Raw genomic sequence first — 24231 nt, 5'->3', positions numbered from 1 at the left:
AGTTGTCCGAGGTGTGCGGGTCAGGTGCGCCCGCCGGACCTGATGAACGGTTCCTCGCGTTGCGTCCGGTGCGGGCCGGTCGCCCCGCTGCACGTGCCCGAGCGGATCGACGCCGAGATCGTGGCGAGCGTGGTGGACCGGGTGGCTGCCGAGAGCGGCCCGGAGCGGCCCGCGATGCCGCTGTGGTGCCCTTGGCCGCTGCCGTCCGGCTGGACCGTGACCGGGGTGGCCTGGGCCGGCGACGAAGCCGATGGCGTCCGGGCCACGGCCGTCGCCTGCGCCGGTCCGGCGCCGCTCGGCGGCGGACCGGCCGAGCTGGTGCTGGTGGCCGAGGAGCCCGGGGTCGGACTGGGTACCCGGTTCGCCGGAGTGGCCGGCCCGGATCCCGGTCCAGAGTTGACGGAGGTGCTGGCCGGACCGGGCCCCGGCCCTGGTCATCCCGAGCATGTCGAGCCGGCGCGGATCCGGGCCGGCGGCCACCCGACTCCACTGTGGCTGATCAATTCGGCAACGGATCGAAGCGCGTACGCCGGTGAGGCTCGGGGAATGTGGCTCCATGCGATAGCCTGGCCGGCGAGCGCGGGTTACCTCCTCGCGGAAGATGTCGTCCTGCACGACCTCACCGAGTGGACTCCGCCCGAGCTCGTGTACGGCGCACCGTCTCCGTACCTGCACGGCGGGGCCTGACGGCCCTGTCGGCGAGTCGGAGATGGGACGCAGATATTCACGCTGCGGCACCATGCTGATACTGTGGGTGCCGCTGCGGTAAATGGACCCGGCGCCGCGCGAGAGGATGGCCCGCTATGGTCAAGAAGGTCCTCACCTGGGCCGGTATCGCATTCTTGATCTTCTTCGTTGCCTACCGGCCAAATTCGGCAGCGGACGTCTTCAAGTCGCTCGGCGGTGGCATCGTGGACATCGCCCAGGGCTTTGGTGACTTCTTCACGAGCCTCGTCGCCTAGCCAGCGATGGGCAGCCCCTCCGGACCCCCGTTCGACCCGGACGATCCCGGCCGGGACCGCCGGGAGCGGGACACCGAACCGATCCCGAGATACCGGCCCGACGAGGGTCCGGGCTACGGGTCCGGTGCGGGACTCTCCAACGGACCGTCCTTCTCGGACGACGCCGGTTACGGCGACGGCCCGGCGTACGCCGGTGAGGGACGTGCCTGGGGCCGTGATCCGGAGGCGGGCTACCAGCAGCCGGTCATCTCCGAAGAGGAGCTGGCCGGGCTGCGGTCCGACTCCCAGGGGATGGCCCCCCGCCGGGTCCTTCCGCTGGAGGACGAGCCCAGTTCGCTGGTCGCCCGCTACCTCTTCCCCACCGAGCGGTACCGCGGCGAGTGGAAGCGGCACTGGATCCACCTCACCACCCCGATCATCGTCGGCGTGGCGGCCACCTTCGTGCTCGGCTACCTCTCCGGCTTCCTCGCCGGCCAGGACGTCGGCGCGCTGACCACCATCGCGGTGCTGCTCTGGTTCGCGGCGATGGGCTGGGTGGCCTGGAAGGTCGCCGACTGGTGGTACGACCGGTTCATCCTGACCAACAAGCGGGTCATGGTGGTCAACGGCATCGTCACGCGCAAGGTCGCCATGATGCCACTGGCCCGGGTCACCGACATGAAGTACGAGCAGACCCCGACCGGCCGGGCACTCAACTACGGCACCTTCGTGCTGGAATCCGCCGGCCAGGAACAGGCGCTACGCGAGATCAAGAACCTGCCCAACCCGAACGAGCTCTACCTGCGGGTGGTCGAGGAGATGTACGAGCCGCAGGCGGTCGAGGCCCGGTTGGGCAAGGAGGCCGACGAGGCCAAGGCCGACGACGGCGCCTGAAGGCTCTCGTCCGTCCGGCGGGCGAACTGCACCCCTTCCGCCGTCGACCGGGTGTCGCCCGGCATGACAACCTGCCAGGCAGGACGGGGCGCGGAGGTGAGCGGTGGCCGACCGGGATCCGCTGGAGGACGAGTTCCGCGACTTCGTGGCGGCGCGCTCCGGTGCCCTGCTGCGTACCGCCTACCTGCTCACCGGGGACTGGGCCACCGCCGAGGACCTCCTCCAGACCGCGCTGACCAAGACGTACCTGGCCTGGCGGCGGCTGGGCGGGATCGAGGCGGTCGAGCCGTACGCCCGACGGGTGCTGGTCAACACGTCCACCAGTTGGTGGCGACGACGGTGGCACGGTGAGCGGCCCACCGAGATACTGCCCGAACGGGCCGGCGTGGACGAGATCGCCCAGCACCTCGACCGGGACGTCCTCTGGGGGCACCTGCGTGCGCTGCCCGCCCGGCAGCGCGCGGTGCTGGTGCTGCGCTACTACGAGGACCTGTCGGAGGCGCAGACAGCGGCCCTGCTGGAGATCTCCCCGGGAACGGTGAAGAGTCAGACGTCCCGGGCGCTGGCCACCCTGCGCCGCCGGCTCGGGGCGGAGGCGCAGCTCGACCTCCCGGCCGATCCCGCCCCCCGCCCGGCCCCGGCCTCCCGCTCCGCACAGACTGCCCGTGCCGCGCCGGCCGCCGGTGCCGCACAGGCTGCCCGTGCCGCGCCGGCCGCCGGTGCCGCACAGGCTGCCCGTGCCGCGCCTGCCGGCGGTACCGCGCCGGCCGTCCAGCCGGCCCGGATTCCCCGCCCGACCCCGCCCGGCCGGGCCGCCGACCGCTCCCGGACACCCACCCGGGCCACCCCGGTCACCGCGGAGACCCGATGAACCCCTCGTCACCCCGACCGGGCAACCAGACCGGCCGCCCCGAGCGTCCATTCGCCGTGACCGACGAGGAACGGCTGGAGCAGGCGCTGCGGGAGACGCTCGCCCAGCGGGTCGCCGTCCCGCACCGGCTGCCGTTCGACCCGGCCGGGCTGGCGCTCCGCCGGGCCGGGCGGACGCGCCGTCGGCGCACGGTCGCCGGGCTCGCGCTGGCCGGGATCGCCACCGCCCTGGCCACCGGCGGGATGACCCAGCTCGGCGGGCAGGCGGACCGCACCACCACCCCGACCGTGGTGCTCGGCGACCCGCGCGGGGTGGCCTCCCGTTCCGCCGGACCGGTCGCGCCCGTCCCGGCGGAACGACCGGCCGACGGTGAGGTCGACCTGATCGTGGCCGGTGTCCTGGTCACCGCCACCGGCCAGCGGTACGACCTCGGCATCGGGCCGGTCGAACGGGCGCAGCGGCTGCCCGACCGCGGTGGCTGGCTGCTGACCGGGCCGGCCACCGTCGCCGGCCGTACCCTCTGGACGGTGCCCGCGGGCGGTGAACCGCAGGCGCTGCTCGCCGGGGCGGAGGAGATCGTCGTGTCGCCGGACGGCCGGCAGGTGGCCTGGCGCGACGACGGACGGATCTTCTCGGCCGGGATCGTCGCCGGCCAGCTCCTCGCGGTGGTCGGCGAGCCGGCTCCCGCCGGGATGGTCCCGGTCCGGTTCATCGGCAACCAGGTGCTGCTCCGGGCCGGCCCCCAGGGTGGTCACCTGCTGTGGCGTCCGTCCCCGGGCACGCCGCCCGGCGCCGTCGCGCCGCACGTCCTCGACGTCTACGGGGCCAGGTCCGACGGCCGGCTGGTCGCCCGGGTGCGCGCCGGAGCCCGGAGCTGTCTGGCCCTGCTCGGCCCCGACCTGAGCCAGGACACCACCCGGTGCGAGTCGACGCCTGCCGCCGACGGCCGGGGCGCGGTCTCCCCCGACGGGCGCTGGCTGCTGGTCAACGGTCGACTCGCCGGTGCGGACGGCGCGATCCTGGTCGACCTGGCCGGCGGTGCCGCCCCCCAACGGACCGCCGGACCGGTGATCGGCGACGTGGTGGCCTGGACGGACACCCGGAACGCGACCTACGTCGACCGGGGCGGCGCCCTGGCGCGGATGCGTCCCGACGAGGTCCTGGCCGGGGCGCGGGCCACCTCGACCCCGGTGGCCGGGGCCAACGCCGACATCCGACCCGTCGTGGTGGCCGGGTCGGACTGACCCCGGGGCCGCGGCCTGGCCGGGAGGGCGGTGGCCGGGCCGGATCGCCCCAGGACGGCGGTGGCCGGGCGGATCGACTGGGCACGGCGGTGGTGGCCCCGCCGGGTAGCGTCGGATCATGCCCGCGCGCCCGCTGATCGACCTGCACGCCCACTCCACCGCCAGCGACGGCACGCTCGGCCCGGCCGAGCTGGTCAGGGCCGCCGCCGACGCCGGGTTGACCGTCGTGGCGATCACCGACCACGACACCACCGCCGGGTGGGCGGCGGCGGTCGACGCGCTGCCGGCCGGGCTCAGCCTCGTGCGGGGCGCGGAGCTGTCCTGCCGCTGGCACGGTGCCGAACCGGCGCTGCCGCTGCACCTGCTGGCGTACCTGTTCGACCCGGAGCACCCCGAGCTGGTCGCCGAGCTGGCCCGGGTACGCCAGGCCCGGGAGGAGCGCGGCGAACGGATCGTGGCGCTGTTGCGGGCCGACGGGATCGACGTGAGCTGGCCGGAGATCCTGGCCGCCGCCGACGGGGGCACGGTCGGCCGCCCGCACATCGCCGCCGCGCTGATCCGGGCCGGCCTGGTCGCCACCACCACCGAGGCGTTCGGCCGGGACTGGCTGGGCGAGCGGTACCGGCTGCCCAAGGAGGACATCGACGTGTTCCGGGCTGTCGCCCTGGTGCGGGCGGCCGGCGGCGTGCCGGTGTTCGCCCACCCCCGGGCCAGCCGGCGGGGCCGGATCGTCCCCGATGCGCTGATCGCCGACCTGGCCGGGGCGGGGCTCGCCGGCCTGGAGGCCGACCACGAGGACCACACCCCCGCCGAGGCGGCGCACGTCCGGCGCCTCGCCACCGACCTGGGCCTGCTGGTCACCGGCTCGTCAGACTTCCACGGCAGCCACAAGACCGTCCGGTTGGGCGCGCACACCACCGCGCCGGAGGCGTACGAGCGGATCGTCGCGGCGGCCTCCGGGGTGACCGGCGTCGCTTCCGGGTGATCCGCGTTCCGCCTGCCAGCGGCACCGCTACCCTCGTCCGGTGGATCTCAAGCTCTTCGGTGAGGTCTTCGTGACCCTGCTGGTCATCGTCGACCCGCCGGGCATGATGCCGATCTTCCTCGCCCTGACCGGCCCGCTGGCCGCCCGTGACCGCAACCGGGCCGCCTGGCAGGCGGTCGCGTTGGCGCTCGGCGTCATCGTGGTCTTCGCCGTCGCCGGCCAGACCCTCCTCGCCTACCTGCACGTCGACCTGCCGGCGTTGCAGGCCGCCGGGGGCCTGCTGCTGATCCTGGTCGCGCTGGAACTGCTCACCGGCAAGGCCGACGACCCCAGCCAGCAGGTCACCTCCAACATCGCCCTGGTGCCGCTGGGCACCCCGCTGCTCGCCGGCCCCGGCGCGATCGTGGCGACCATGCTGTTCGTGCAGCAGGCCGACGGGGTGGGGCAGATCTCGGCGATCGCCGCCGCGATCATCGCGGTGATGCTGGCGGTCTGGGTCGTGCTGCGGTTCTCCGGCGGGATCGTGAAGATCCTCCGGCCGGGTGGCATCGAGGTGTTGACCCGGATCGCCGGCCTGCTCCTGGCCGCCATCGCGGTGCAGCTCATCGCCGACGCGGTGGCCGCCTTCGTCACCCAGTACGTGAACACGGCCTGACCCGCCGTCGGGCCGGTACGGGGCTGTCGTACCGGGCTGGCAGGATCGCAGGGTGCGACGAGCCTCCTCCGCCGGTACGCCCCGGCCCCGCTCCGGCCAACCCGAACAGCTCGGCTTCGCCGGCATGCCCGAACGGCTCTTCACCTGCACACCCAGCAAACTCGGCGCGTACACCGACTGCCCCCGCCGCTACCGGTACGCCTACCTCGACCGGCCCGCCCCGCCGAAGGGGCCGCCGTGGGCACACAACTCCCTCGGCTCCAGCGTGCACACCGCCCTGAAGAACTGGTATGCGCTGCCCGTCGACCGTCGTCGTCCCGAGGCGCTGCCCGCGCTGCTCAAGGGCACCTGGGTCCGCGACGGCTACCGCGACGACGAGCAGGAGCGTGCGGCGTACCAGCGGGCGCTGGGCTGGCTGGAGGGGTACGTCGCCACCCTCGACCCCGGCGACGACCCGCTGGGCGTGGAGCGGGTGGTCGCCGTCAAGACCGCTGTGCTGGCCTTCAACGGGCGGGCCGACCGGATCGACTCCCGCCCCGGTCCCGACGGCCCCGAACTGGTCATCGTCGACTACAAGACCGGCCGCAGCGGGTCCGACGCCGACGACGCGCGCGGGTCGCAGGCGCTCGCCCTCTACGCGTACGCCGCCGAACGGACCTTCCGTCGGCCGTGCCGCCGGGTGGAGCTGCACCACCTGCCGACCGGCACCGTCGCGGGGCATGACCACACCGCCGAGTCGCTGGCCCGCCAACTCACCCGGGCCGAGGACACCGCCCGGGACATCATGGCCGCCGAGCGGGCGGTGACCGACGGGTCCGACCCGGACGAGGCGTTCCCCGCCGTGGCCGGTCCCCGCTGTGGCTGGTGCGACTACCGGCGTACCTGCCCGGTCGGCGCGCAGATGCCGGGCCGGGAGCCGTGGTCGGCGATCGACCGCCCCGCCGCTCCGTCGGCCGACCGTCCCGTCGCCCTGCCGGCCGACTGACTCGCCGCCCGCCCGGCCGACTGAGGCGTCGGCCGGCCGCCCCGGTCGGGGGTCGTCGCGTGGTCCGGTGTCGATCGCCTCGGCGTGGTGTCAGACGGCAAGACTGCGGACGACGCGGTCCTTCGCCGCCTGCCGGATCGGGCTCTCCCGCCAGGTGCGGGGCAGCGCCGCCAGGGCCAGCCGCAGCGTCCGGACGCTCAGGTCGGCGGTGAGCGCGGTGGTGGGCAGTCCCAGCCCGCCGTACAACCGCAGCGCCCACGGCGGCAGCAGCCCGAGCGCCGTCCCGGCCACCCCGAAGTACGCCCAGCGCGGTGGCCCCAGGCTCAGCCCCAGCCGGGCGGGCCGGCTGAGCTTCCACGGGATCGGCGGGGCGGTCAGGAACAGCGCGGTCTCCGCCGCCGCCTTCGTCATGCGCAGCTCGGGCCGGACCGTCCGGTAGTAGTCGGCCACCTCGGCGGCGCTGCCCGGCACGTCGGCCGGATCCAGACCCACCAGCGCGGCGGCCCGCCGCTGCTCGGCGTAGTAGCCGTCAACCTCGGCGTCGGTCAGCGACAGGCCGGCCCGACGCGCGGTGCCGACGAACGACTCGACCTCGGTGACGTGCACCCAGCGCAGCAGGTCCGGATCGTCGATCCGGAACGGCTCCCCGGTGAACGGGTCGGTGGCGCGCAGCCGGGCGTGCAGGGCACGCAACCGCCGACCGGCCGTCTCGGCCTCGGCGGTGGTGCCGTAGTTCACCGTGTCGATGTACGTGCCGGTGCGGACCAGCCGCCCCCAGGCATCCGACCGGTAGTTGCTGTTCTGGGCCACCCCGGCCATCGCCCGGGGGTGCAGCGCCTGGAGGTAGAGGGAACGCAGGCCGGCGACGATCAGGACCGGTTCGTCGTGCACCTTCCAGGTGATCGAACCGGGACCGAAGAGACCGAGATCGTCGTTGTCCACCCGTCAACAGTGCCACGCCCGGCGTCGTGCCGCCCGGCGTCGGGTGGTCGCGTGACCGGTCGCCGCACCCGACCGCGGTCGGCGACCGGTGAACCGGAACGTCCGCCACAGCGTGTACGCGGATGGGGGACGCGACGACCATGCACTCGTCGTACGCTGTCTGCCGCAACCGCGTCCACTGCCGGAGGTGTCGGTGTTCAAAGAGTTCAATGGTCTGCCATCCCACGTTCTGGTGGTCCATGCCGTGGTGGTCTTCGTGCCGTTGCTCGCCCTGCTGGCCAGTGCCTACGGGTTGGTGCCACGCTGGCGTCCCCGCCTCGACTGGGCGGTGGCCATCCTGGCCGTCGTCACCCCGGTCCTGGCCTGGGTGGCGACCGAGACGGGAGAGGAGTTCCAGGCGGCGCTGAAGGCGAAGGGCTACTCGCCGGAGCTGCTTGCCAAGATCCAGGAGCATTCCGAGCTCGGTGACATCCTGCTCTGGTGGACCCTCGCCCTGGCCGTGGCGGCGCTGCTGCTGCTGGCGGTGACCAGCGACCGGGTGCGTACCCCGAAGCTGCCCACCTGGGCGACCTGGGTGCTGACCGGGGTCGTCGTGGTGCTGTCGGTGCTCTCCTGCATCTCCGTCTACCTCACCGGGGACAGCGGCGCCGCCTCGGTGTGGACCAACACGTTCTGACCGGTCACCGCGACCGGCGGAGTCACCACGGCCGGCCGGGCACCACCGCCTGACGGGCGGGGGTGCCCGGCCGGCCGTGGTCAGAACAACGCCCGGGAACAGAGCAGGCAGAGCAGTACCAGCAGCACGACGCCGACCACCGCGCCGATGCTCCAGGTGACCCGCTGCGCCTGCTGCTCCGCGACATCCATCGCCTCCATGTCCTGCCAGGCCAGGCTGCGCGCGGGGGTCGCCTCCAGGTGCACCGGGGGACGCCAGCCCGGTGGCGGTGGCGTGGTCGGCGGTGGTCCGGTGTAGACCCCCGCCGTCGGCCACCCCGGGCCGGCTCCACCCGCCGGGCCGGCGGCGTCCCCGGCACCGCTCGCCGCCCCGGCCCCACCGTCGGTCCCGGCCCTACCGTCGGCTCCGGCTGCGGCTCCGGTCGCGGTCGCGCTGCCGGCCCCGGTGACGGTCCAGGCCTCGGTCTCGGCTCCGGTGCCGGTGCCGGGCTGGACACCGGCCTGCGTGTCGGTCCCGGCGTCGGTTCGGCCGCCGGCCCCGGCTCCGGTCGGGGAGTCCACCGGCGCTCCAGGCGGATCGTCAGTGCTCCGCGAACTTCCGGCGGCGGTGGTCGGGACCGGTGGGCCGGCGGCGTCCGTGCGGCCGGCCGGGATCGTCGGCTCGGTCTCGGCGGGTTGCCGCGTGGGCGGGCGTCGCCAGTACTCGTCCTCGGGGCTGGCACCGCTGGGCGTCGTCACGCCGTCCGACGCTACCAACGTGACGGGCCGTCAGCCGGTCGCAGGGCGATCTTCGGGGCGGTGCGGGCCGCCGGTCCAGGGCGGGCCACCCCGGGGACCGGCCGAGCGCGGCTACGGATCGTGGTCTCCTGACGCCCGGGCTGGCCGTTGCCGGGTCGACACGTCAGGTCACCGTAGGGGCGGCCGGTCCGGTTGCCCGGGTATTCTTACCGGCTGTGATCATCGAGGACCCGGCCGGGCAGGGCGTACCCGGCGACGACGACCGCACGGTCGACCTCAGCGAGGATTTCGTGGTGCTGCCCGAGCAGACCGCCGACGACACCGACTCCGGCTGGGGTGAGCGCCGTGGCGGCAACGACGACTGGCTGCTCGCCGAGCGTCCTCCGCACTGGGGCTGACCGCCGCCGGTGGCCACCGGCGGGACGGGCGGCAGGACCCGCCCCCTCCCGGCCGGCGCGGTGGGCACCGGGGCACCGGTGTGCTGCCGGTGCTCCGGCGCACGGCGGTGGCTCACTGCCGGACCACGACACCGAAGCGGCTGCCCTCCGGCTGCCCGACGGAGCGTTGCGCCTGGTCGGGGCGGACCGCCAGATAGAGCGCGGAGGAGCCGTCGGCGGCACCGTCGCCCACCACGTCGAGCACCAGCGCGTCGGTCGCCAGCAGGATGGTCTCACCGGCCGCCCGCCCGGCCGGCACCACGAGCAGGTCGACCCGCGCGCCGGGGCGGAGGACCGCCAGGGCGGCCGGTTCGGCCAGCCGTACCGGCACCCCGACGAAGCCACTCGGCAGCGGCAGCGCGACCGGGGTGTCCCGGCCGGCGGGCGGGTCGCCGTCCTCCCCGCCGGGGACGGCGGCGTCGCCGGCCCCGGCCCGACCGGTCGGGGGCCGGGGGTGGTCGGAACGGCCCGCCCGGGTGGCGTCGTCCGTTCCGGGCGGGGCGCATCCGCCCGGGGCGGTGACGGTGGCGGGGCCTGCCGCCAGCGCCAGCCCGACGGTGGGCGGTGGCGGGCCGGCGGGGCAGCGGGCCGGGGTGTCCAGGACGAGCACCGCCAACCCGAGCAGGGCGGCCACCAGCACCGCCCGGAGCAGGGTCGCCCCGCCGGGGCGATGCGGCCATCGGAACGGCCGCAGTGAGCCTTCGTCATCCGTGCCACCGCCCGCCATGACCACACCTCCGCCGCTCACCGGATGCCCCGCCGGCATCCCCGGCTCAGCAGGCTAGGCGGGCGTCGGGCGAGGCACGAGCCGTCGTCCACAGCCGTTGGACGACGGGCGGACCTGTGGACGGCCACCGTCCTCCCGCCGGATCTGCTAAGGCCGGCCGAGACGACGAAGACCCCTGCGGCCCGGGGCGGCAGGGGTCTTCGGTGGCTACCGGGTCAGGAGGAGGTGCTGGCCGCCGGCGACTTGGTCGACCCGGAGGAACCACCGCCGGTCGAGCCCGCCGAGCCGGATCCGGAGCCGGTCGACGACCCCGACCCCGACCCCGAGCCGGACCCGGAGCCGGAGCCCGAACCGGTCGCGGGGGACGAACCAGACGAGTCCTTGCCGGAACCGGAGGAGGTGCTGTCGGACTTCACCGCGCTGCTCTTGCCCTCGGTGCCCGAGGCCCGGGAGTCGGTGCGGTAGAAGCCGGAGCCCTTGAACACGACACCGACCGAGTTGAAGACCTTGCGCAGCCGCCCCTCGCAGGCGGGGCACTCGGTCAGCGGCTCGTCGGAGAACGACTGCACCGCCTCGAGTTGGTGGCCGCACGCGGTGCAGGCGTACTGGTACGTGGGCACGTTCTCCTCCGGATCTGGGACGGCCGGTTGGCACTCGGCGTATTCGAGTGCCAATGGTGCGTCATCGGACCCGGGTTCGTCCAGCGGACGGGGCCGGATCGTGATCCGGCACATCGCGGAGCCGGACGGGCGTCGGCACGCCGACGCATCGGGGAGCGGGTGCGGCGGGACGCGGCCGGGCTGAGCCGTCCGGGGGAGCGGAGGTGGTCGGCCGGACCGGCGGTACGGCCGGCCTTCAGGGTGCGGCCGTGGGCAGCCGGCGCAGGCCGTCCGACGGGGTGAGCGCCGCGCCCACCGGGCGGTCGTGGGGCTGGGCGGGCAGCGCCGCGAGGAGTTCGCCGTCGTGCAGCAGCGCCACGGTCAGGACGGCCGCCGGCACCCGGGCCAGCGCCCGGTCGTAGGAACCGCCACCCCGGCCCAGCCGCAGCCCGCGCCGGTCGACCGCCAGCGCGGGCACCACGACCAGGGTGGCCCCGGTGACCGCCGCTCGGCCCCGGCGCGGGCCGTCCGGCTCGCGCATGCCCCGGCCGGCGGCGACCAGGGTGCCCGGCCCGGCGTACGGTGCCCAGTCCAGGTCGAGGTCGGTGCGGAGCACCGGCAGCAGCAGGTCCGCCCCGGCCGGCAGCGCGGCCCGGAGCACGTCGGGCAGGTCGGGGCCGCCCGGTTCGGAGCCGACCGGCACGTAGGCGGTCATCGTGGTCGGCCGCAGACGGCGTACCAGATCGGTCAGCTCGGCCTGGACGCGCCGCGCGGCGGCGGCCCGCTGCGGTGCGGTGAGCGCCCGGCGGCGGGCGAGCAGCGCGACGCGTGTCTCGCGTTTGGCCGCCGGGACGGCATCCGCGTGATCGGAGAAATTGGGCACGCAACACTCCTGACGCAACGCCGTGCGGCCGGTCGCTCTGTGTCAGCATCGCAGGAACGGGCCTGGAACTTCCGGGGGGAAGAACGTTGACGCTACGCGGGCGGTTGACGGCGGCCTTTCTCACGGTGGTGCTCGGCCCGGTGGTGCTCGGTGCGGTCTTCGTCGGGACCACGCTGTCGACGGTGGACCGGAGCCGGTCCACCGAACGGCTCAGCCTGGCCGCGACCGCCGTGCGTACCTCGATCGACGCGCTCTGCCAGCAGTTGCGGGCCGCCGCCGACGCGGTGGCCCTGCGCCCCGACCCGGCCGGGCGGGCGGGCGCCGCCGGCCAGGTGGTCAGCCGGGGGCTGGCCGCCGCGGTGCTGGTCACCGACCGGGCCGGTGGCGTCACGTACGCCACCCCGGGTGGACCCGCCACCGGCTGGCAGGACTGCGCGGGCGTCCGGACCGGCGGGCCGGTGCGGGCCATCAGCGCCCGGGTGGACCTGCGCGATCCGGCCGGCACGCCGCTCGGCGCGGTGGCCGCCGCCGAGCTGGTCGACCCGGCGTTCGTGGCCCGGTTGGCCGCCGTGACCGGCGTCGCGGTCACCCTCCTCGACGACACCGCCGGTCCCGGCCGGATCGCCCACACCACCGAAACCGACGGGGTACGCGCGGCGGTGCTGGCCGCCGCCGGCTCGGCCGACGGCGAGCGGGTCACCGCCACCGGAGACGGCCGGTACGTCCGGCGGCTCGGACCGACCCCGGGGCAGCCGTTGCCGCTGGTGCTCTCGGTGCCCGGTGGGCAGTCGTCGGGTCTGCCGGTCGTGCTGCTCGGGGCGGTGCTGCTGGCCGCCGCGCTGGCCGTGCTGACCGCGTGGCGGCTGGCCCGGGTGACCACCCGGCCCCTGGTGGAGCTGGCCGGCGCGGTGGACCGGGTGGCCGGGGGCGACCTGACCGCCCGGGTGCCGGTGCGCAGCCGGGACGAGATCGGCCGGCTCGCCGCCGCGTTCAACCGGATGATCCGGGAGACCGCCGGCTACGTCGCGGCGTTGACCAGCAGCCGGGACCAGCTGCGCGGCCATCTCGGGGTGCTCGGGGACACCCTGGCCAGCACCCACGATTTGCAACGCATCCTGCGGGTGATCCTGCACAGCGCCATCGCGGCGACCGGGGCGCGGGCCGGGGCGGTGCTGCTGCGCGACGACGCCGGGATGCTCGTCGGGCAGTGCGTCGAGGGGCTGGCCGGGCGCTGCCCGGCGGGCACCGATCCGGAGGAGCTGCGGATGCCGGTCGGCGCGGGGGTGGTCGGTGCGGTCGCCGCCACCGGCGAGCCGCAACGCGGGCGGGTCCGACCCGGCCCGACGCCGCCCGGCGAGCCGTGGTGCGAGACGTACGTGGCGGTGCCGTTCACCGCGCCCGCCGGGGAGGCCGCCGGCCGGGATCCGGCGGTCGGCGTGCTGGTCCTCTACGACCGGCTCGGGGGCGACGAGTTCGACGACGACGACCTGGCCACCCTGCGGACCTTCGCCGGGCACGCGGCGGTGGCGGTGGAGAACGTCCGGGTCCACGAGGAGGCGCAGCGGCTGTCGCTGACCGACCCGCTGACCGGGCTGTGGAACTACCGCTACCTGCGGGAGTCGTTGCGCCGGGAGGTGGAGCGGGCCAACCGGTTCGGTCGGATGCTCAGCATCCTGGTCCTCGACCTGGACCGCTTCAAGATCGTCAACGACAGTTACGGGCACGCCGCCGGGGACGCGGTGCTCGCCGAGTTCGCCCGTCGGGTCCGGGGCGAGATCCGCGAGGTGGACCTGGCCTTCCGGCAGGGGGGTGAGGAGTTCGTGGTGCTGCTGCCGGAGACCGACGCCCGGGGCGCGGCGACCGTCGCCGAGCGGCTGGGCGCGGCGGTCCGGGAGACCCCGGTCGTGGTGGCCGGCCACACCGGAACCCCGACGACGATCACGATGTCGGTCTCCATCGGCATCGCCGTCTACCCGGACCACGCCGGCACCGGCACGGAGGTGCTGGACGCCGCCGACGAGGCGTTGTACGCGGCCAAGGGCGCCGGCCGGGACGGCTACCGGGTGGCGACCGCGCGTCCGCGACCGGTGCCGGCCGGGGAGGTGCCGGCCGATCCGACGGCGGTCCCGGCGGGAACGGCGGTCGGGGACGACGATCCGCCCCGCGCCGGTCCCCCCACCGGTCCGTCCGCCGCCGACCAGCCCCCCTCCGACCAGTCGGCGGCCGACCGGACCCCCGCCGACGGCGCGCGGACCGAGCAGCCGACCGGTCGGCACGCCGTCGGCACCCCCGGTGTGACGCAGCCGGGCGGCGCGTCTTCCGGTCCTCACCCGCCGCGGCAGAGCCGTGGCCGATAGTCTCGCGGCATGTCGGAGCACTCAGCGAACCCCTCAGCGACCGCCGCGACCGGTCGTGCCCGTGCGGTCAAGGCCGTGATCCCGGCCGCCGGCCTGGCCACCCGGTTCCTGCCGGCCACGAAGGCGGTGCCCAAGGAGCTGCTGCCGGTGATCGATCGACCGGTGCTCCAGTACATCGTCGAGGAGGCCGCCCAGGCCGGCATCGGCGACGTGCTGCTGATCACCGGTCGGGGCAAGACGTCGATGGTGGACCACTTCGACCGGCGTCCCGACCTGGAGGCCCGGCTGGAGGCCAAGGGGGACGCCGAGCGGCTGGCCGCGGTGAAGCGCCCCAGCGAGCTGGCCGAGATCTACACCTGCCGGCAGCCGGAGCAGCTCGGCCTCGGCCACGCCGTCGGGTACGCCGAGTCGCACGTGGGCGACCAGCCCTTCGCGGTGCTCCTCGGCGACGAGTTCGTCAAGCCGTCCGAGCCGCTGTTGCCGGCCATGTTGGAGCTGCAGGCCCGCACCGGTGGTGTGGTGCTGGCGTTCTTCGAGGTCGATCCGGCGGAGACCAAGCGGTACGGGATCGCCTCGGTCGAGCCGGCCGAGGCCGAGCTGACCGACCTCGGCGAGGTCGTGAAGGTCACCGGCATGGTGGAGAAGCCGCAGCCGGAGGACGCCCCGAGCAACCTGGCGGTCCTCGGCCGGTACGTCCTGCCGGGACGGATCTTCGACGCGATCCGGCGTACCGAACCGGGCAGCGGCGGGGAGATCCAGCTCACCGACGCGATGGAGCTGCTGCGCGCCGAGGGGGTGCCGGTGCACGCGATCGTCTACCGGGGCACCCGCTACGACACCGGCATGCCGCTGGGCTACCTCCAGACAGTCGTGCAGATCGCCGTCGAGCGGGAGGACCTCGGGGCCGAGTTCCGCAGCTGGCTGACCGGGTTCGTCAACAACGGCGACGAGACCGTCACGGCGGCGATCCTCAACGGGGTGCGTGACGCGGCGGGCGGCTCCGGTACATGACCTCGACGGCCGACGCCGAGGCGGCCGCGAACGAGTTGACGCCGCTCGCCGACTACCTGGGCAGCGTGCTGCGCAGGTTACGCGCGCTGCCCCCGCTCGACCTCGACCTCACCCAGGCCTACGGCAACGTCCTCGCCTCGGACGTCGTCGCCCCGCACTCGTTCCCCGCCTTCGACCAGGCCGCGGTGGACGGGTACGCCGCGCGCTGGGAGGACCTCGTCGGGTACGGCCCGGTCCCCTCGCCGGGGCCGGGCCGTCCGGTGCGGCTCAACGTGGTCGGTGACCTCGGCGCGGCGAGCTGGCGTCCGGTGCGGCTCACTCCCGGCTCGTGTTTCTCGGTGGCGGCCGGTGCGCCGATGCCGATCGCCGCCGACGTGGTGGTGCCGGTGGAGTGGACCGACCAGGGCATGGCGGCGGTGGAGATCTTCCGCATCCCCAAGCGCGGGTACGGCGTCCGCCGCGCCGGTGAGGAGCTGCCCGCCGGCACCGTCCTCGCCCGTGCCGGCACGTACGTCACGCCGGCGCTGGTGGCCGTCTTCGCCGCCACCGGCATCGGGCACGTGGTGGTGCGGCCCAGCCCCCGGGTGGTCATCGTGGCCACCGGGGACGAGCTGGTCGACGTGGGGCGGGGCAGCCAGCCCGGTCAGGTGGTGGACGCCAACTCGCACGCGTTGACCGCCGCCGCCGCCGAGGTGGGCGCGTTGGCGTACCGGGTGGGGATCTGTGACGACGACCCGGAGGGGCTGCGCGGGCTGCTGGAGGACCAGACCCTGCGGGCCGATCTGATCATCACCACCGGTGGCACCGGCACCGGCCCCGGCGACATGGTCCGGCGGATCCTGTCCCGCCGGGAGGGCGGCCGGGCCGGGCCGGTGACCTTCACCGACGTGGCGCTGTACCCCGGCACGGCGCTCGGGTTCGGTACCGTCGGCGCCGAGGAGGTGCCGGTGGTGTGTCTTCCCGGTGAGCCCGGTGCGGCGTTGATCGGCTTCGAGGTGCTGGCCCGGCCGGCGATCCAGCTGCTGGCCGGCGCGGAGCCGGTGTTCCGGCCGAGCGTACGGGCGCACCTGTTGGAGACCATCTCGTCGCCCGGCGGGCTGCGCGAGTTCCGGCCCGCGCACGTGGCCGAGCGGCGCGGCGGGGGCTACACGGTGCAGCCGCTCAGCGGTGGGCCGTACACCCTCTCCGGGCTGGCCGAGGCGAACGGCCTGATGGTGCTCGGTGAGCGGGTGACCACCGCCGCCGCCGGCTCCACGGTGGACGTGCTGCTGCTGGACCGGCGGCGGTGAGCCGGTTCGGGGCGGTCGGCGTCCCGGCCGTGGACGGGAGGTCGGCGCGGTGAGCTGGTTCGGGCGGGCGCCGGGGTGGCCGGTGGTGCTGATGGACGGTCCGGTGGTGCTGCGGCCGTACCGACGTTCCGACGCCGTCGCCTGGTCGGAGGTACGGCGGGCGAACCAGGCGTGGCTGTCGCCGTGGGAGTCGCACCTGCCTGGTAGCTGGAACGAGGCCAACTCACCGGCGGCGTTCCGGTACGTGCACGCCGACCAGCGGCGTTCCGCGCGGACCGGCGAGGGGATGCCGTTCGCGGTCTGTCTGCGCGAGGGCGGGCAGGAACGGCTGGTCGGGCACCTCAACGTGGGCAGCATCGTCCGGCGGGCGTTCTGCTCCGGCTACGTCGGCTACTGGGTGGACTCCCGGACGGCCGGGCGCGGGGTGATCCCCACCGCGATGGCGCTCGCCGTCGACCACGCGTTCGGCCCGGGGGGCCTGCACCGGGTGGAGGTGAACATCCGGCCGGAGAACAAGCCGTCCCGGCGGGTGGTGGAGAAGCTGGGCTTCCGCGAGGAGGCGTACCACGTGCGCTACATGCACATCGACGGGGCCTGGCGGGACCACATCGGATACGCGATGACCAGTGAGGAGGCGGCGGCCGACGGCGGTCTGCTGGCCCGCTGGCACCGGCTGCGCCACGACGTCGGGTGAGCCGTCCCCCCGGGCGGGATCGGCGCGGCGTGCCGGTATCCCGGTCGGTGGCCCGTAACCTCAAGTAACTGCAAGCTGCGGCAAGCACCGCCCGGCCGTAGGATCTGCGTCGAGAGTGATCTTTCGGGAAAGATCTTGCTGATGTTCGGTGGTTGTCCCGAAATTCGGTGACGGGAGGGGTGAGGGTGCCGACCTCGGTGCTCCTCGCCGTCCTCGCCGCCGCCGGTCTGCTCGCCCTCGCGCCGGCGCTGGTCCGTCGGTACGACGCCACCGAGCGGCTGGTGGCGGAGCGGGCGCAGTCGACGGCGCGGGTGCTCCAGCGCCGTCGGCGGCGTCGTACTGTCCCCGGCCGGCGACCGGTCAACCAGCCCCGGGCGCTCGTGGTCACCCTGGCCGAGGACGCCGCCACCGGGAACCTCACCGCACCGGTCTCCGCGCCGCCGGCCCCGGCCCGCCGTGCCGCCCCGCCCGCCGGCCGACGCTCGGGTCGCCTGCGCGCCGTGCCGCCCGCCCCCCGGCAGGCCCGTCGCCGGCCGCCCCGTGAGCGGCACCACACCCCGGTCGTCTACCGGCGACGCCGGGTGCTCGCCGCGCTGCTGCTGCTCAACTTCGTCGAGCTGGTCGGCGTGATCCTGGTCAGCCCCGGGTTCTGGATCAGCTTCTCGGTCACCGCCGCACTGCTCGTCGTGTACGTCGTACACCTGCGGCGACGGGCGTTGGCCGAGCGCCGGCGGCGGCGGATCCGGGCCCGGGAGGAGGCCTGGCTGGCCGCCCGGCAGGCCGAGGTGCGCCGCGAGCAGGCCCGCCGGGCGGCGGCCCGTCGGGAGGCGCAGCGCCGCCTGGCCGCACAACGCGAGGCGGTACGCCGTACCGCGATGGGTCTCGACCGGCCGACCGACCTGCCGGCGGCGGCCAGCGGGGGCGCCTCGGTGTCGTACCGCCGCTCCGGTGGCCTGCGCGGACGCCCGTACCAGTCCGGCCGCGACCCCCGCTGACCCCCGCCTGTCCTGCCTCGTCTCGCCTGGCCTGCGTGTCCGCCTCGCCTGGCCTGCGTGATCGCCTCGCTTGGGTCGAAGTTGTGCTGTCGGGGCGATCGGATGCCGCATCTTCGGCCCACCGGCGCGGCGGAGCAGGTGGCCCGGGTGGTGGGAGGGGTGATTCGCCCGGGGGGTGGGTGGGCTGTTAGTCTTGCTGCCGGCCCGCCCGGTGAAAGCCGGGTGGGACCGGAGCCGGTCTGCCGGCAGAGGGGCTGTGGCGCAGTCTGGTAGCGCACCTCGTTCGCATCGAGGGGGTCAGGGGTTCGAGTCCCCTCAGCTCCACAAAATTTAGGCCCTGACCAGCAAAAATGCTGGTCAGGGCCTAAATTTTTGCCAATATCATTCTGAGTAACCCCCGACCTCCAAACATGTCGACGCGGTCGTATTCGCCGGTGGGCAGTTATACCCGGTTTGTCGGCTTTCAGGCTTTTCGCCCGTGCGCGTCTAGGGCCTGTGTCGAAGTCGGTCTCGGGGCATGAGCTGGTTTGAGGATCTTTGCGTGTCGGAGATCGAAAAAGAGTGAGGCCTCCGGTAGATGGTTCAGCGACCAAGCAGAACCTGAAACCGGAGACCTCGTGGACACCCTAGCGGTGACGAGGCGGTTCGACCTGACCGACGGGCAGTGGGCGGTGCTGGAGCCGTTGCTGCCGGCGCCGAAGCGGCCAGGTCGACCGTCGTCATGGAGTAGGCGGCAGTTGATCGATGGGATCCGGTGGCGGATCCGGGTGGGTGCCCGTGGCGGGACGTGCCGCCGCAGTACGGGTCCTGGTCGGCGTGTTCCGCCGCTGGCAGCGCGATGGCACCTGGCAGCAGGTCCTGACAGGGTTGCAGGCCCTCGCCGACGCGGCCGGCAGGATCACCTGGGACGTGTCCGTGGACTCGACCAGCGCCCGCGCCCACCAGCACGCGGCCGGGGCGAGGAAAAGGGGGATCTGCAGGCCGAACCACCCGGCGGCGTCACCGTCGAACCGGCCGACCACGCGCTCGGCCGCTCCCGCGGCGGGCTGACCACGAAGCTGCACCTGGGATGCGAGCAAGGGCAGAAGCCCCTCGCCATGGTGCTGACCGCCGGACAGCGCGGCGACAGCCCGCAGTTCATCCCCGTCCTGGCCGCTATCCGCGTTCCCCGCCTGGTGACCGGCCGACCCAGGACCCGCCCGGACCGGGTCCTGGCCGACAGGGCCTACACCTCGAAAGCGAACCGGGCCTACCTACGCCGACGCGGGATCGCCGCGACCATCCCGAGCAAAGCCGACCAGGACGCCAACCGACGTAAGAAGGGACCCAAGGGCGGCCGACCACCAGCCTTCGACCCGCACATCTACCAGCAACGTCACGCCGTCGAGTGCGGCATCAACAGACTCAAACGCAACCGCGCCGTGGCCACCCGCTTCGACAAGCTCGCCGTCCGCTACGAGGCCACCATCCACCTCGCCGCCATCAACGAATGGCTGTGACCAACTTCGACACAGGCCCTAGCCGGTCGGCCTTTCAACGCGGTCGCGTTGCTGGCCGAGCCGGGCCAGCGATTCGGTCAACCGGTGCGCGTCCCAGCTGATCCGGGCGACCGGCGTGGAGAGTAGCCGTCGGATCTCCTCCTCAGCGGGAGCCAGCAGGCTAGCGAGCGCGGCGTTGCGCTCGCCCAGCTCATGCAGGACCCGAATCTGCCGCAACGACAGTCCCGCGATAGTGGGGCCATCGATCTCCGCCCGGGCGCCGACGACCAGCAGCGCGAAGAGTTCGGTGCGTGCGGCGGGTGGTCGGCTCACCAAACGGTCTGCCGCCTCGGTCAATGCGGTGCTTCGCCAGGCGCTGTCCGGAAGGCTGTGCAGACCCCACACCACGGCAGCATGGTGCGCCACGTTCGGGAGGACGAGCGGCGTGCGGGTGTCGGGCGGCGAGCCACCGGCCTCTTGCAGAAAGTGGCACGCGTACCCGATCTCGGTCCAGTGCTCGCGCTGGTCGAGGACCACCGGCTGGCTCAGCCGGGCGGCGATCGACGCCCGGAGTTCCTGATTGAGCTGGGTAATGGTCTCCGGTCGGAGCATGGTCACCAGCTCCAGCAGGATGGCGGATTCGCGCAGGTGGAGATGCTGCATGACCAGCCCTGGTCCTAGGTCGCACAACGTGCCGACGATGCGATCGCTGCCTTTTCGGTCGCCGAGATCGAGGAGCAGCGCGGCGAGTCGGACCGCAGGCGCGAAGTCATGGGAACGGCCTACCCGTAGCCGCGCCGACAGCTTCGCGTGGTCGATGAGGCGCACGGCCCGGTCGGCCCAATTCTCCTTGCCGATCGAGAACATTCGAATGATGTCGGTCAGAACGTGCGGGCTCGCGCGGTGCGCGATGAGCGTGAGCTTCGCGGTGAAGTTCTGTGACATCCACTCCGTGTCAACGCGGCCGGGTAGGACACCGATCGCCGCGAGATGGCGGATGGCGGCGTATTGAGCGGAGGAGGACTGGAGCACCTGAAGTTCGTATGTGAGGACTTGAAGCAGTAGCGGCTCCTCACGCAGGTGGTCATAGACCAGTGAGCCAAGGCCGGGCTCGGCATCGTCCAACGTCTTGAAGAGGGCGACCGCCGCGGTGGGTGAGTCGAACACCGCGCGTCGTGCCTTCCATACCAGTAGGCTCTCGCTCTCGTCGTCATCCAGCCGGTTGAGCTCCGCCAACGCGGAACGGGTCGTGGGCCGGTCGATGTCGAGCAGGATGTTCAACGCTTGGACCATCTGTTCGGCCCTCCGGGTCCGGGTGAGGCGGTTCGCCCAGGCATTCGTCTCGCCCGCCATCCGGTCGACCGCCCGCACGACCGCCGGCCCGCCGTCCCGATGATCGGCCTCGGCGAGTGTGCGGCCAACCTCCCGACAGCACTCAATGGTTGGCACCGGAGGCGCCGCAGCCAGCGGCCCGAGGAATGCATGTATGTCGAACTCTGTCGCATATCGCTCGGTTGCCTCGGGGAACAGGGCACGGCCGAGGCGGTGAAACTCGGTCTGCGTCTCCGGCGACGAGTAGGGGCCCATCCCCTCTAGAATGGCCTGCAGTGGCAGATGGTCGCGCAGGTCAAGCAGGAATTCTTGGCCGGTCTCCAGGTTGGAGCCGAGCCGAAGTGCCAGCCGGGGACCCCAGGGCTTGCGGCCGCGAGTGATCGCGTCCACCACGATGTCGCGCGCCGCAGAGAGGCACTCACGCAGGAACGGCACCTGAGCATCGGAGATGCCCTTGATTAGGTAGTACTTGACTGACGGGCGCGGGTCATCGCGCAGAAACCCGAGGACACGGTCCTTGCCGAGGTGCGAGGCCAAGGTCTGCGCGAAACCTCCGGACTGTACAACGTAGATCTCGTCGATTGACTGTGTGACAGAGAGCAGCATGCCGACACCTTTGGCGTCCGCCAGCTCCACCGCGCGGTCGGCCATGCGGGCGGCGAAGTCGTTATCCGGCTCGTCGTCTCGTGGGTAGATCAGGATGTATGCCGCGTGGATATGCGCGGCCGCAATGCTCCGCAGCATCTCTGCCGCCTCGATCGGCGCGGCGTTGTGCAGCAGAGCGCGGACTGTCTGGAGAAACGGCTGGTTTTCCTGCACCTTTCGGCGGGGATTGTTCTTCATCGCGCGATGGAAGACCGCGTTTGCACGGGTGGCTCCATGGTTCTTCAGTTCGTTGAAGGCCCGGCTGAACTCGTGCGGCGATGTGTAGCGCATGGCTGTCACGAACCGGTGCTCATGCTCGTCCAGCAGGTTGTCCCAGGTCGCCTCCCCGAAATACTGCTGTAGGGCCAGCCAGCTGATGATCAGGTGAAGTCCGGCATTCTTCGGCGGCTCCGCAGCGAGCAGGGCCTGGACGGGTGCCTCCTGCTCGATCGGGAACCACGTCTGGTCCAGGCGCAGGGCGCGTTCCGCCCGGCTCTGCAGCGCCCGCACGCGGCGTACCAGGTAGTAGTCGTCGGCTTGGGACGCGTCCAGGCCACCGAGGACGTTGCCGGCGTGCTCGGTGATCACCTGCTGCAGCGTCATGTCGTAGAAGGATTCGGTCAGCCGCAGCAGCTGGAACCGCTCGCCTGCGCTCCCGTTGCCTCGGGTGAGGTGATCGACGACCTGGTCGTGGATCCAGTCGCCGACTGAACGCCACCAGGCGGTGATTTCCGCCAGGTAGGCGCGCACGCACCGGATCGTGACGAGGGCATCCTGAACGGTGAAGGTGTCGGTCTGCTCGCCGAGCCGGTCGATAAGGGTGTCAAGGCACTCCTTGACCACCGCCTCGCTGAGCCAGACGTTCAGGTCGACCAACAGCTCGGCGATCCGCGCCGGGTGGGTCTCCGGGTGCCGGATCCAGCGGCGCAGTATCCGCTCGTCCCAAGACCGCCGGATGACCTCGGCGACGACGGCGTTGCGGTGTAGCCGGATCCCGCGTAACAGGGTGAGTGTGCGGGGTGACCCTTCCCGCAACGCGGAGAGCAGCCCGGGTAGCAGGAGATCGGCCATGGTGGCGTCGATCGGGTGCATCCGGCGGTGGGCCGGCGTCTCAGGTCGCATCGCGCGGTACGCGGTCAGGATCGCGCGGCAGTTGTCCGGGCTGGGCAGCCGCCATTGGGTGCCGTTGGAGTCCGATTCCAGCCCGAAGGCTGCGCATTGCCCGGCGGTGAGTGTGCCGAGAAGGTCGTGCGCGTACCAGCCCCGTGCGAGCGTCCAGGCCGCAGTCGTCGCGATGACCGTACGGGTCGCCTCGTCAAGGGCCTGAAACTGGTCGATCAGCTTGTTCTGGCCGAGCATGATCTGGATCAGCCGCCGGACGTCGGCGGTTGGCCGGGGCCGATTCAGCTCGGCGAGCCCGGCGGCCCGGTCGAGGCGTTGCGGGTGCGCCTCGCAAAGCTCCTCGACGAAAGTCCGCATCGCCTGCCTGCCGACCACGGCGGTGACGACGTTGATGTGGTCGGTCTGCCACTCCTCGTTGGAGTTCACGTCATACTGGAGCACCCCGAGGATCGAGCAGCCCAGCGCATGGGACAGATAGGGCAGCAGCGCGTCGACGTTCCCGTCGCCGACCGGGTGGAGGTCATCGAGGACCAGCAGGCGCCGTCGCGCGCCGATCGCCTCATCCATGCCCAACGCGTGGCGCCCGATCCGCAGCGCCACCTCGCGATTAGGCAGTTCATGCGTGGTGCTTGCGATGATCCGGGTCAGCGGCGGGTTCTTTCTCTGCTGGGCGAGGCGGGCGGCCAAGCAGCGTACGATGACGCTCTTGCCGCTACTCGGCGGGCCGCCGAGGACCGCCACCGTGTTGATCTTCGCCTGGATGGCCTGGTGGAACAGCGTGAACAGTCGGTTCACCTGTTGGACGTCGGTCTCCGGAACGAGATGGTGTGGCGACGGCCCGCTCGGATCAACCACGGCCCAGCCGAGCAGCTCCAGCTCGCGCCGATGCTGTTCACGTTTCCAGGCCGTCCATTCGTCGCCCCAGACCAGGGCGGCCGCGGTGTCCAGGTCGTCACCGGCGGCCGTACGGACGGTTCCGTCCGCCTCCGTGAGCTGCCACCCTTGGCTACCCCGCATGAGGACGGCGCAGGCCAGGTGATCGGTCGCGGAGGCCGCCGTGTCCGGGGGCACCGTGAACCCGCCCTTCTCGTCCAGGTCGCCGATCGCCACCAGCGTGGCCGGCACATTGCTCAGCCCGGTGGCTCGGGCCAGCGCGACAAGGGCGGTGTGCAGTCCCAGTGTGGGGCGGCCTGCGACGTGCGCCGGCCACAGATAGCCGGCTTCGAGGTCCAGGTCGATAGGAAGATCCGCGAGCGACTCGAAGGGCGCAAGAACTCGGCGTATGGCCATGGTCGTTTCTTCCGGCGGCTCCGCGGGCCGGAACCAGGGGTGCCGGGCGTCTGGGGGCCACAACGAAATGGCTACGTGCCGATCATCGCCAGTCGTCACGATGACAGTCGGAGCGACCGGCCTTCCCGGCAGAGCCTGTTCCGCATCCAGGTCCAGCAGGTCGGCCACGACCTCCTCGCCCAGCGCTTGCGCGACTTCGGCGGCCGTGGAGGAGTCGCCCTCGGGTTCGGTTGCCGCGTTCAAGATCATCTGCAGGCCCGAGCTGGTCTCGCGCCAGAGCCAGGTCGGCACCCTGGTCAGGACATCGGCGTCGACACCGTGCTCACATATTGTCCGCAGGTCGTCTGCCAGCTCCGCGGCCCGCGAGTTGACCGCCGCCTCGTGCAGCACGACAAGGCACGCGACGGCCAGGTCTCGGCGGTACGCCTCCTTCGGGGTCACA

Annotated in this window: 22 protein-coding genes and 1 tRNA gene; 17 read left to right on the top strand and 6 right to left on the bottom strand. The window is 73.1% G+C overall.

From position 1 onward, the window contains the following. The first annotated feature begins 24 nt into the window (after positions 1-24). The 8 genes from GA0070623_RS30375 (at position 25) to GA0070623_RS14700 (ending at position 6575) form a co-directional block, all read left to right on the top strand. Entirely contained in the window at positions 25-687 is a 663-nt protein-coding gene (locus GA0070623_RS30375) for a DUF6758 family protein (protein WP_331715181.1), read from the top strand. 116 nt (positions 688-803) lie between these two features. After that, entirely contained in the window at positions 804-962 is a 159-nt protein-coding gene (locus GA0070623_RS30370) for a hypothetical protein (protein WP_165942702.1), read from the top strand. A 6-nt stretch (positions 963-968) separates the two neighbouring features. Then, a complete protein-coding gene (locus GA0070623_RS14725; RefSeq protein ID WP_067306685.1) occupies positions 969-1835 on the top strand; it encodes a PH domain-containing protein in 867 nt (288 codons plus the stop codon). 103 nt (positions 1836-1938) lie between these two features. Next, entirely contained in the window at positions 1939-2706 is a 768-nt protein-coding gene (locus tag GA0070623_RS14720) for a SigE family RNA polymerase sigma factor (protein ID WP_067306687.1), read from the top strand. Continuing rightward, entirely contained in the window at positions 2703-3950 is a 1248-nt protein-coding gene (locus GA0070623_RS14715) for a WD40 repeat domain-containing protein (protein WP_067306690.1), read from the top strand. The genes GA0070623_RS14720 and GA0070623_RS14715 overlap by 4 nt, the downstream gene beginning before the upstream one ends. A gap of 118 nt (positions 3951-4068) precedes the next feature. Beyond that, positions 4069-4935 carry a PHP domain-containing protein gene (locus GA0070623_RS14710; protein ID WP_067306694.1) on the top strand — a complete coding sequence of 289 codons (867 nt, stop codon included), beginning with the start codon at positions 4069-4071 and terminating at the stop codon, positions 4933-4935. A 40-nt stretch (positions 4936-4975) separates the two neighbouring features. After that, positions 4976-5590 carry a MarC family protein gene (locus tag GA0070623_RS14705; protein ID WP_067306697.1) on the top strand — a complete coding sequence of 205 codons (615 nt, stop codon included), beginning with the start codon at positions 4976-4978 and terminating at the stop codon, positions 5588-5590. Between the two features lie 124 nt (positions 5591-5714). Further along, positions 5715-6575 carry a RecB family exonuclease gene (locus GA0070623_RS14700; RefSeq protein WP_089004058.1) on the top strand — a complete coding sequence of 287 codons (861 nt, stop codon included), beginning with the start codon at positions 5715-5717 and terminating at the stop codon, positions 6573-6575. A gap of 90 nt (positions 6576-6665) precedes the next feature. Here the strand turns inward: GA0070623_RS14700 and GA0070623_RS14695 are convergent, their stop codons facing one another. Then, a complete protein-coding gene (locus tag GA0070623_RS14695; protein ID WP_067306703.1) occupies positions 6666-7517 on the bottom strand; it encodes an oxygenase MpaB family protein in 852 nt (283 codons plus the stop codon). A 193-nt stretch (positions 7518-7710) separates the two neighbouring features. Between GA0070623_RS14695 and GA0070623_RS14690 the strand changes: the two genes are divergently transcribed. Continuing rightward, complete coding sequence (locus GA0070623_RS14690) at positions 7711-8193, top strand: DUF2231 domain-containing protein (RefSeq protein WP_067306729.1); 483 nt, start codon at positions 7711-7713, stop codon at positions 8191-8193. A gap of 80 nt (positions 8194-8273) precedes the next feature. On the opposite strand, the gene GA0070623_RS30585 is transcribed toward GA0070623_RS14690, so the two are convergent. Further along, positions 8274-8930, bottom strand: a complete 657-nt coding sequence (locus tag GA0070623_RS30585; RefSeq protein ID WP_197699982.1) for a hypothetical protein — start codon at positions 8928-8930, stop codon at positions 8274-8276. 218 nt (positions 8931-9148) lie between these two features. On the opposite strand from GA0070623_RS30585, the gene GA0070623_RS14680 reads away from it, so the two are divergent. After that, positions 9149-9328 carry a hypothetical protein gene (locus GA0070623_RS14680; protein WP_067314717.1) on the top strand — a complete coding sequence of 60 codons (180 nt, stop codon included), beginning with the start codon at positions 9149-9151 and terminating at the stop codon, positions 9326-9328. Positions 9329-9440: 112 nt separating this feature from the next. On the opposite strand, the gene GA0070623_RS31005 is transcribed toward GA0070623_RS14680, so the two are convergent. The 3 genes from GA0070623_RS31005 to GA0070623_RS14660 form a co-directional block, all read right to left on the bottom strand. Continuing rightward, on the bottom strand, positions 9441-10094 hold the full coding sequence (locus GA0070623_RS31005; RefSeq protein WP_067314715.1) for a CpaB family protein: 654 nt from the start codon (positions 10092-10094) through the stop codon (positions 9441-9443). Positions 10095-10309: 215 nt separating this feature from the next. Next, entirely contained in the window at positions 10310-10714 is a 405-nt protein-coding gene (locus GA0070623_RS14665; protein ID WP_067314712.1) for an FmdB family zinc ribbon protein, read from the bottom strand. A 235-nt stretch (positions 10715-10949) separates the two neighbouring features. After that, the gene (locus GA0070623_RS14660) at positions 10950-11576 is read right to left on the bottom strand and encodes a 5-formyltetrahydrofolate cyclo-ligase (RefSeq protein ID WP_089004057.1); all 627 of its coding nucleotides are present in this window, start codon (positions 11574-11576) and stop codon (positions 10950-10952) included. 86 nt (positions 11577-11662) lie between these two features. Here GA0070623_RS14660 and GA0070623_RS14655 point away from each other — a divergent pair, with 86 nt between their 5' ends. The 7 genes from GA0070623_RS14655 to GA0070623_RS14625 all read left to right on the top strand — a co-directional run bounded on the left by GA0070623_RS14655 (position 11663) and on the right by GA0070623_RS14625 (position 19421). After that, a complete protein-coding gene (locus GA0070623_RS14655; protein WP_067314703.1) occupies positions 11663-13933 on the top strand; it encodes a diguanylate cyclase in 2271 nt (756 codons plus the stop codon). 9 nt (positions 13934-13942) lie between these two features. Next, entirely contained in the window at positions 13943-14944 is a 1002-nt protein-coding gene (locus GA0070623_RS14650; protein ID WP_067314701.1) for a UTP--glucose-1-phosphate uridylyltransferase, read from the top strand. Beyond that, the gene (locus GA0070623_RS14645; RefSeq protein WP_067314699.1) at positions 14941-16233 is read left to right on the top strand and encodes a molybdopterin molybdotransferase MoeA; all 1293 of its coding nucleotides are present in this window, start codon (positions 14941-14943) and stop codon (positions 16231-16233) included. The genes GA0070623_RS14650 and GA0070623_RS14645 overlap by 4 nt, the downstream gene beginning before the upstream one ends. A 91-nt stretch (positions 16234-16324) precedes the next feature. Further along, entirely contained in the window at positions 16325-16927 is a 603-nt protein-coding gene (locus GA0070623_RS14640; protein WP_067314710.1) for a GNAT family N-acetyltransferase, read from the top strand. 179 nt (positions 16928-17106) lie between these two features. Next, complete coding sequence (sepX, locus tag GA0070623_RS14635; RefSeq protein ID WP_172898404.1) at positions 17107-17922, top strand: divisome protein SepX/GlpR; 816 nt, start codon at positions 17107-17109, stop codon at positions 17920-17922. Positions 17923-18172: 250 nt separating this feature from the next. Continuing rightward, positions 18173-18246: transfer RNA gene (locus GA0070623_RS14630), tRNA-Ala, on the top strand. A 293-nt stretch (positions 18247-18539) separates the two neighbouring features. Beyond that, entirely contained in the window at positions 18540-19421 is an 882-nt protein-coding gene (locus GA0070623_RS14625; protein ID WP_331715180.1) for an IS5 family transposase, read from the top strand. An 18-nt stretch (positions 19422-19439) separates the two neighbouring features. Here GA0070623_RS14625 and GA0070623_RS14620 read toward each other — a convergent pair whose 3' ends face one another. Next, positions 19440-24230 carry a hypothetical protein gene (locus GA0070623_RS14620; protein WP_089004055.1) on the bottom strand — a complete coding sequence of 1597 codons (4791 nt, stop codon included), beginning with the start codon at positions 24228-24230 and terminating at the stop codon, positions 19440-19442. Position 24231 lies beyond the last annotated feature (1 nt).

It is taken from the genome of Micromonospora rifamycinica (assembly GCF_900090265.1).
Lineage (GTDB): Bacteria > Actinomycetota > Actinomycetes > Mycobacteriales > Micromonosporaceae > Micromonospora > Micromonospora rifamycinica.
This window is presented reverse-complemented; position numbering and strand designations above follow the sequence as displayed.

What these genes read in the sequence shown, in the direction of transcription:
- GA0070623_RS14710 (WP_067306694.1), top strand. Translation starts at nt 4,069, where the DNA reads ATGCCCGCGCGCCCGCTGATCGACCTGCACGCCCACTCCACCGCCAGC.
- GA0070623_RS31005 (WP_067314715.1), bottom strand. Translation starts at nt 10,094, where the DNA reads ATGGCGGGCGGTGGCACGGATGACGAAGGCTCACTGCGGCCGTTCCGA.
- GA0070623_RS14650 (WP_067314701.1), top strand. Translation starts at nt 13,943, where the DNA reads ATGTCGGAGCACTCAGCGAACCCCTCAGCGACCGCCGCGACCGGTCGT.
- GA0070623_RS14645 (WP_067314699.1), top strand. Translation starts at nt 14,941, where the DNA reads ATGACCTCGACGGCCGACGCCGAGGCGGCCGCGAACGAGTTGACGCCG.
- GA0070623_RS14715 (WP_067306690.1), top strand. Translation starts at nt 2,703, where the DNA reads ATGAACCCCTCGTCACCCCGACCGGGCAACCAGACCGGCCGCCCCGAG.
- GA0070623_RS14700 (WP_089004058.1), top strand. Translation starts at nt 5,715, where the DNA reads ATGCCCGAACGGCTCTTCACCTGCACACCCAGCAAACTCGGCGCGTAC.
- GA0070623_RS14725 (WP_067306685.1), top strand. Translation starts at nt 969, where the DNA reads ATGGGCAGCCCCTCCGGACCCCCGTTCGACCCGGACGATCCCGGCCGG.
- GA0070623_RS30370 (WP_165942702.1), top strand. Translation starts at nt 804, where the DNA reads ATGGTCAAGAAGGTCCTCACCTGGGCCGGTATCGCATTCTTGATCTTC.
- GA0070623_RS14640 (WP_067314710.1), top strand. Translation starts at nt 16,325, where the DNA reads ATGGACGGTCCGGTGGTGCTGCGGCCGTACCGACGTTCCGACGCCGTC.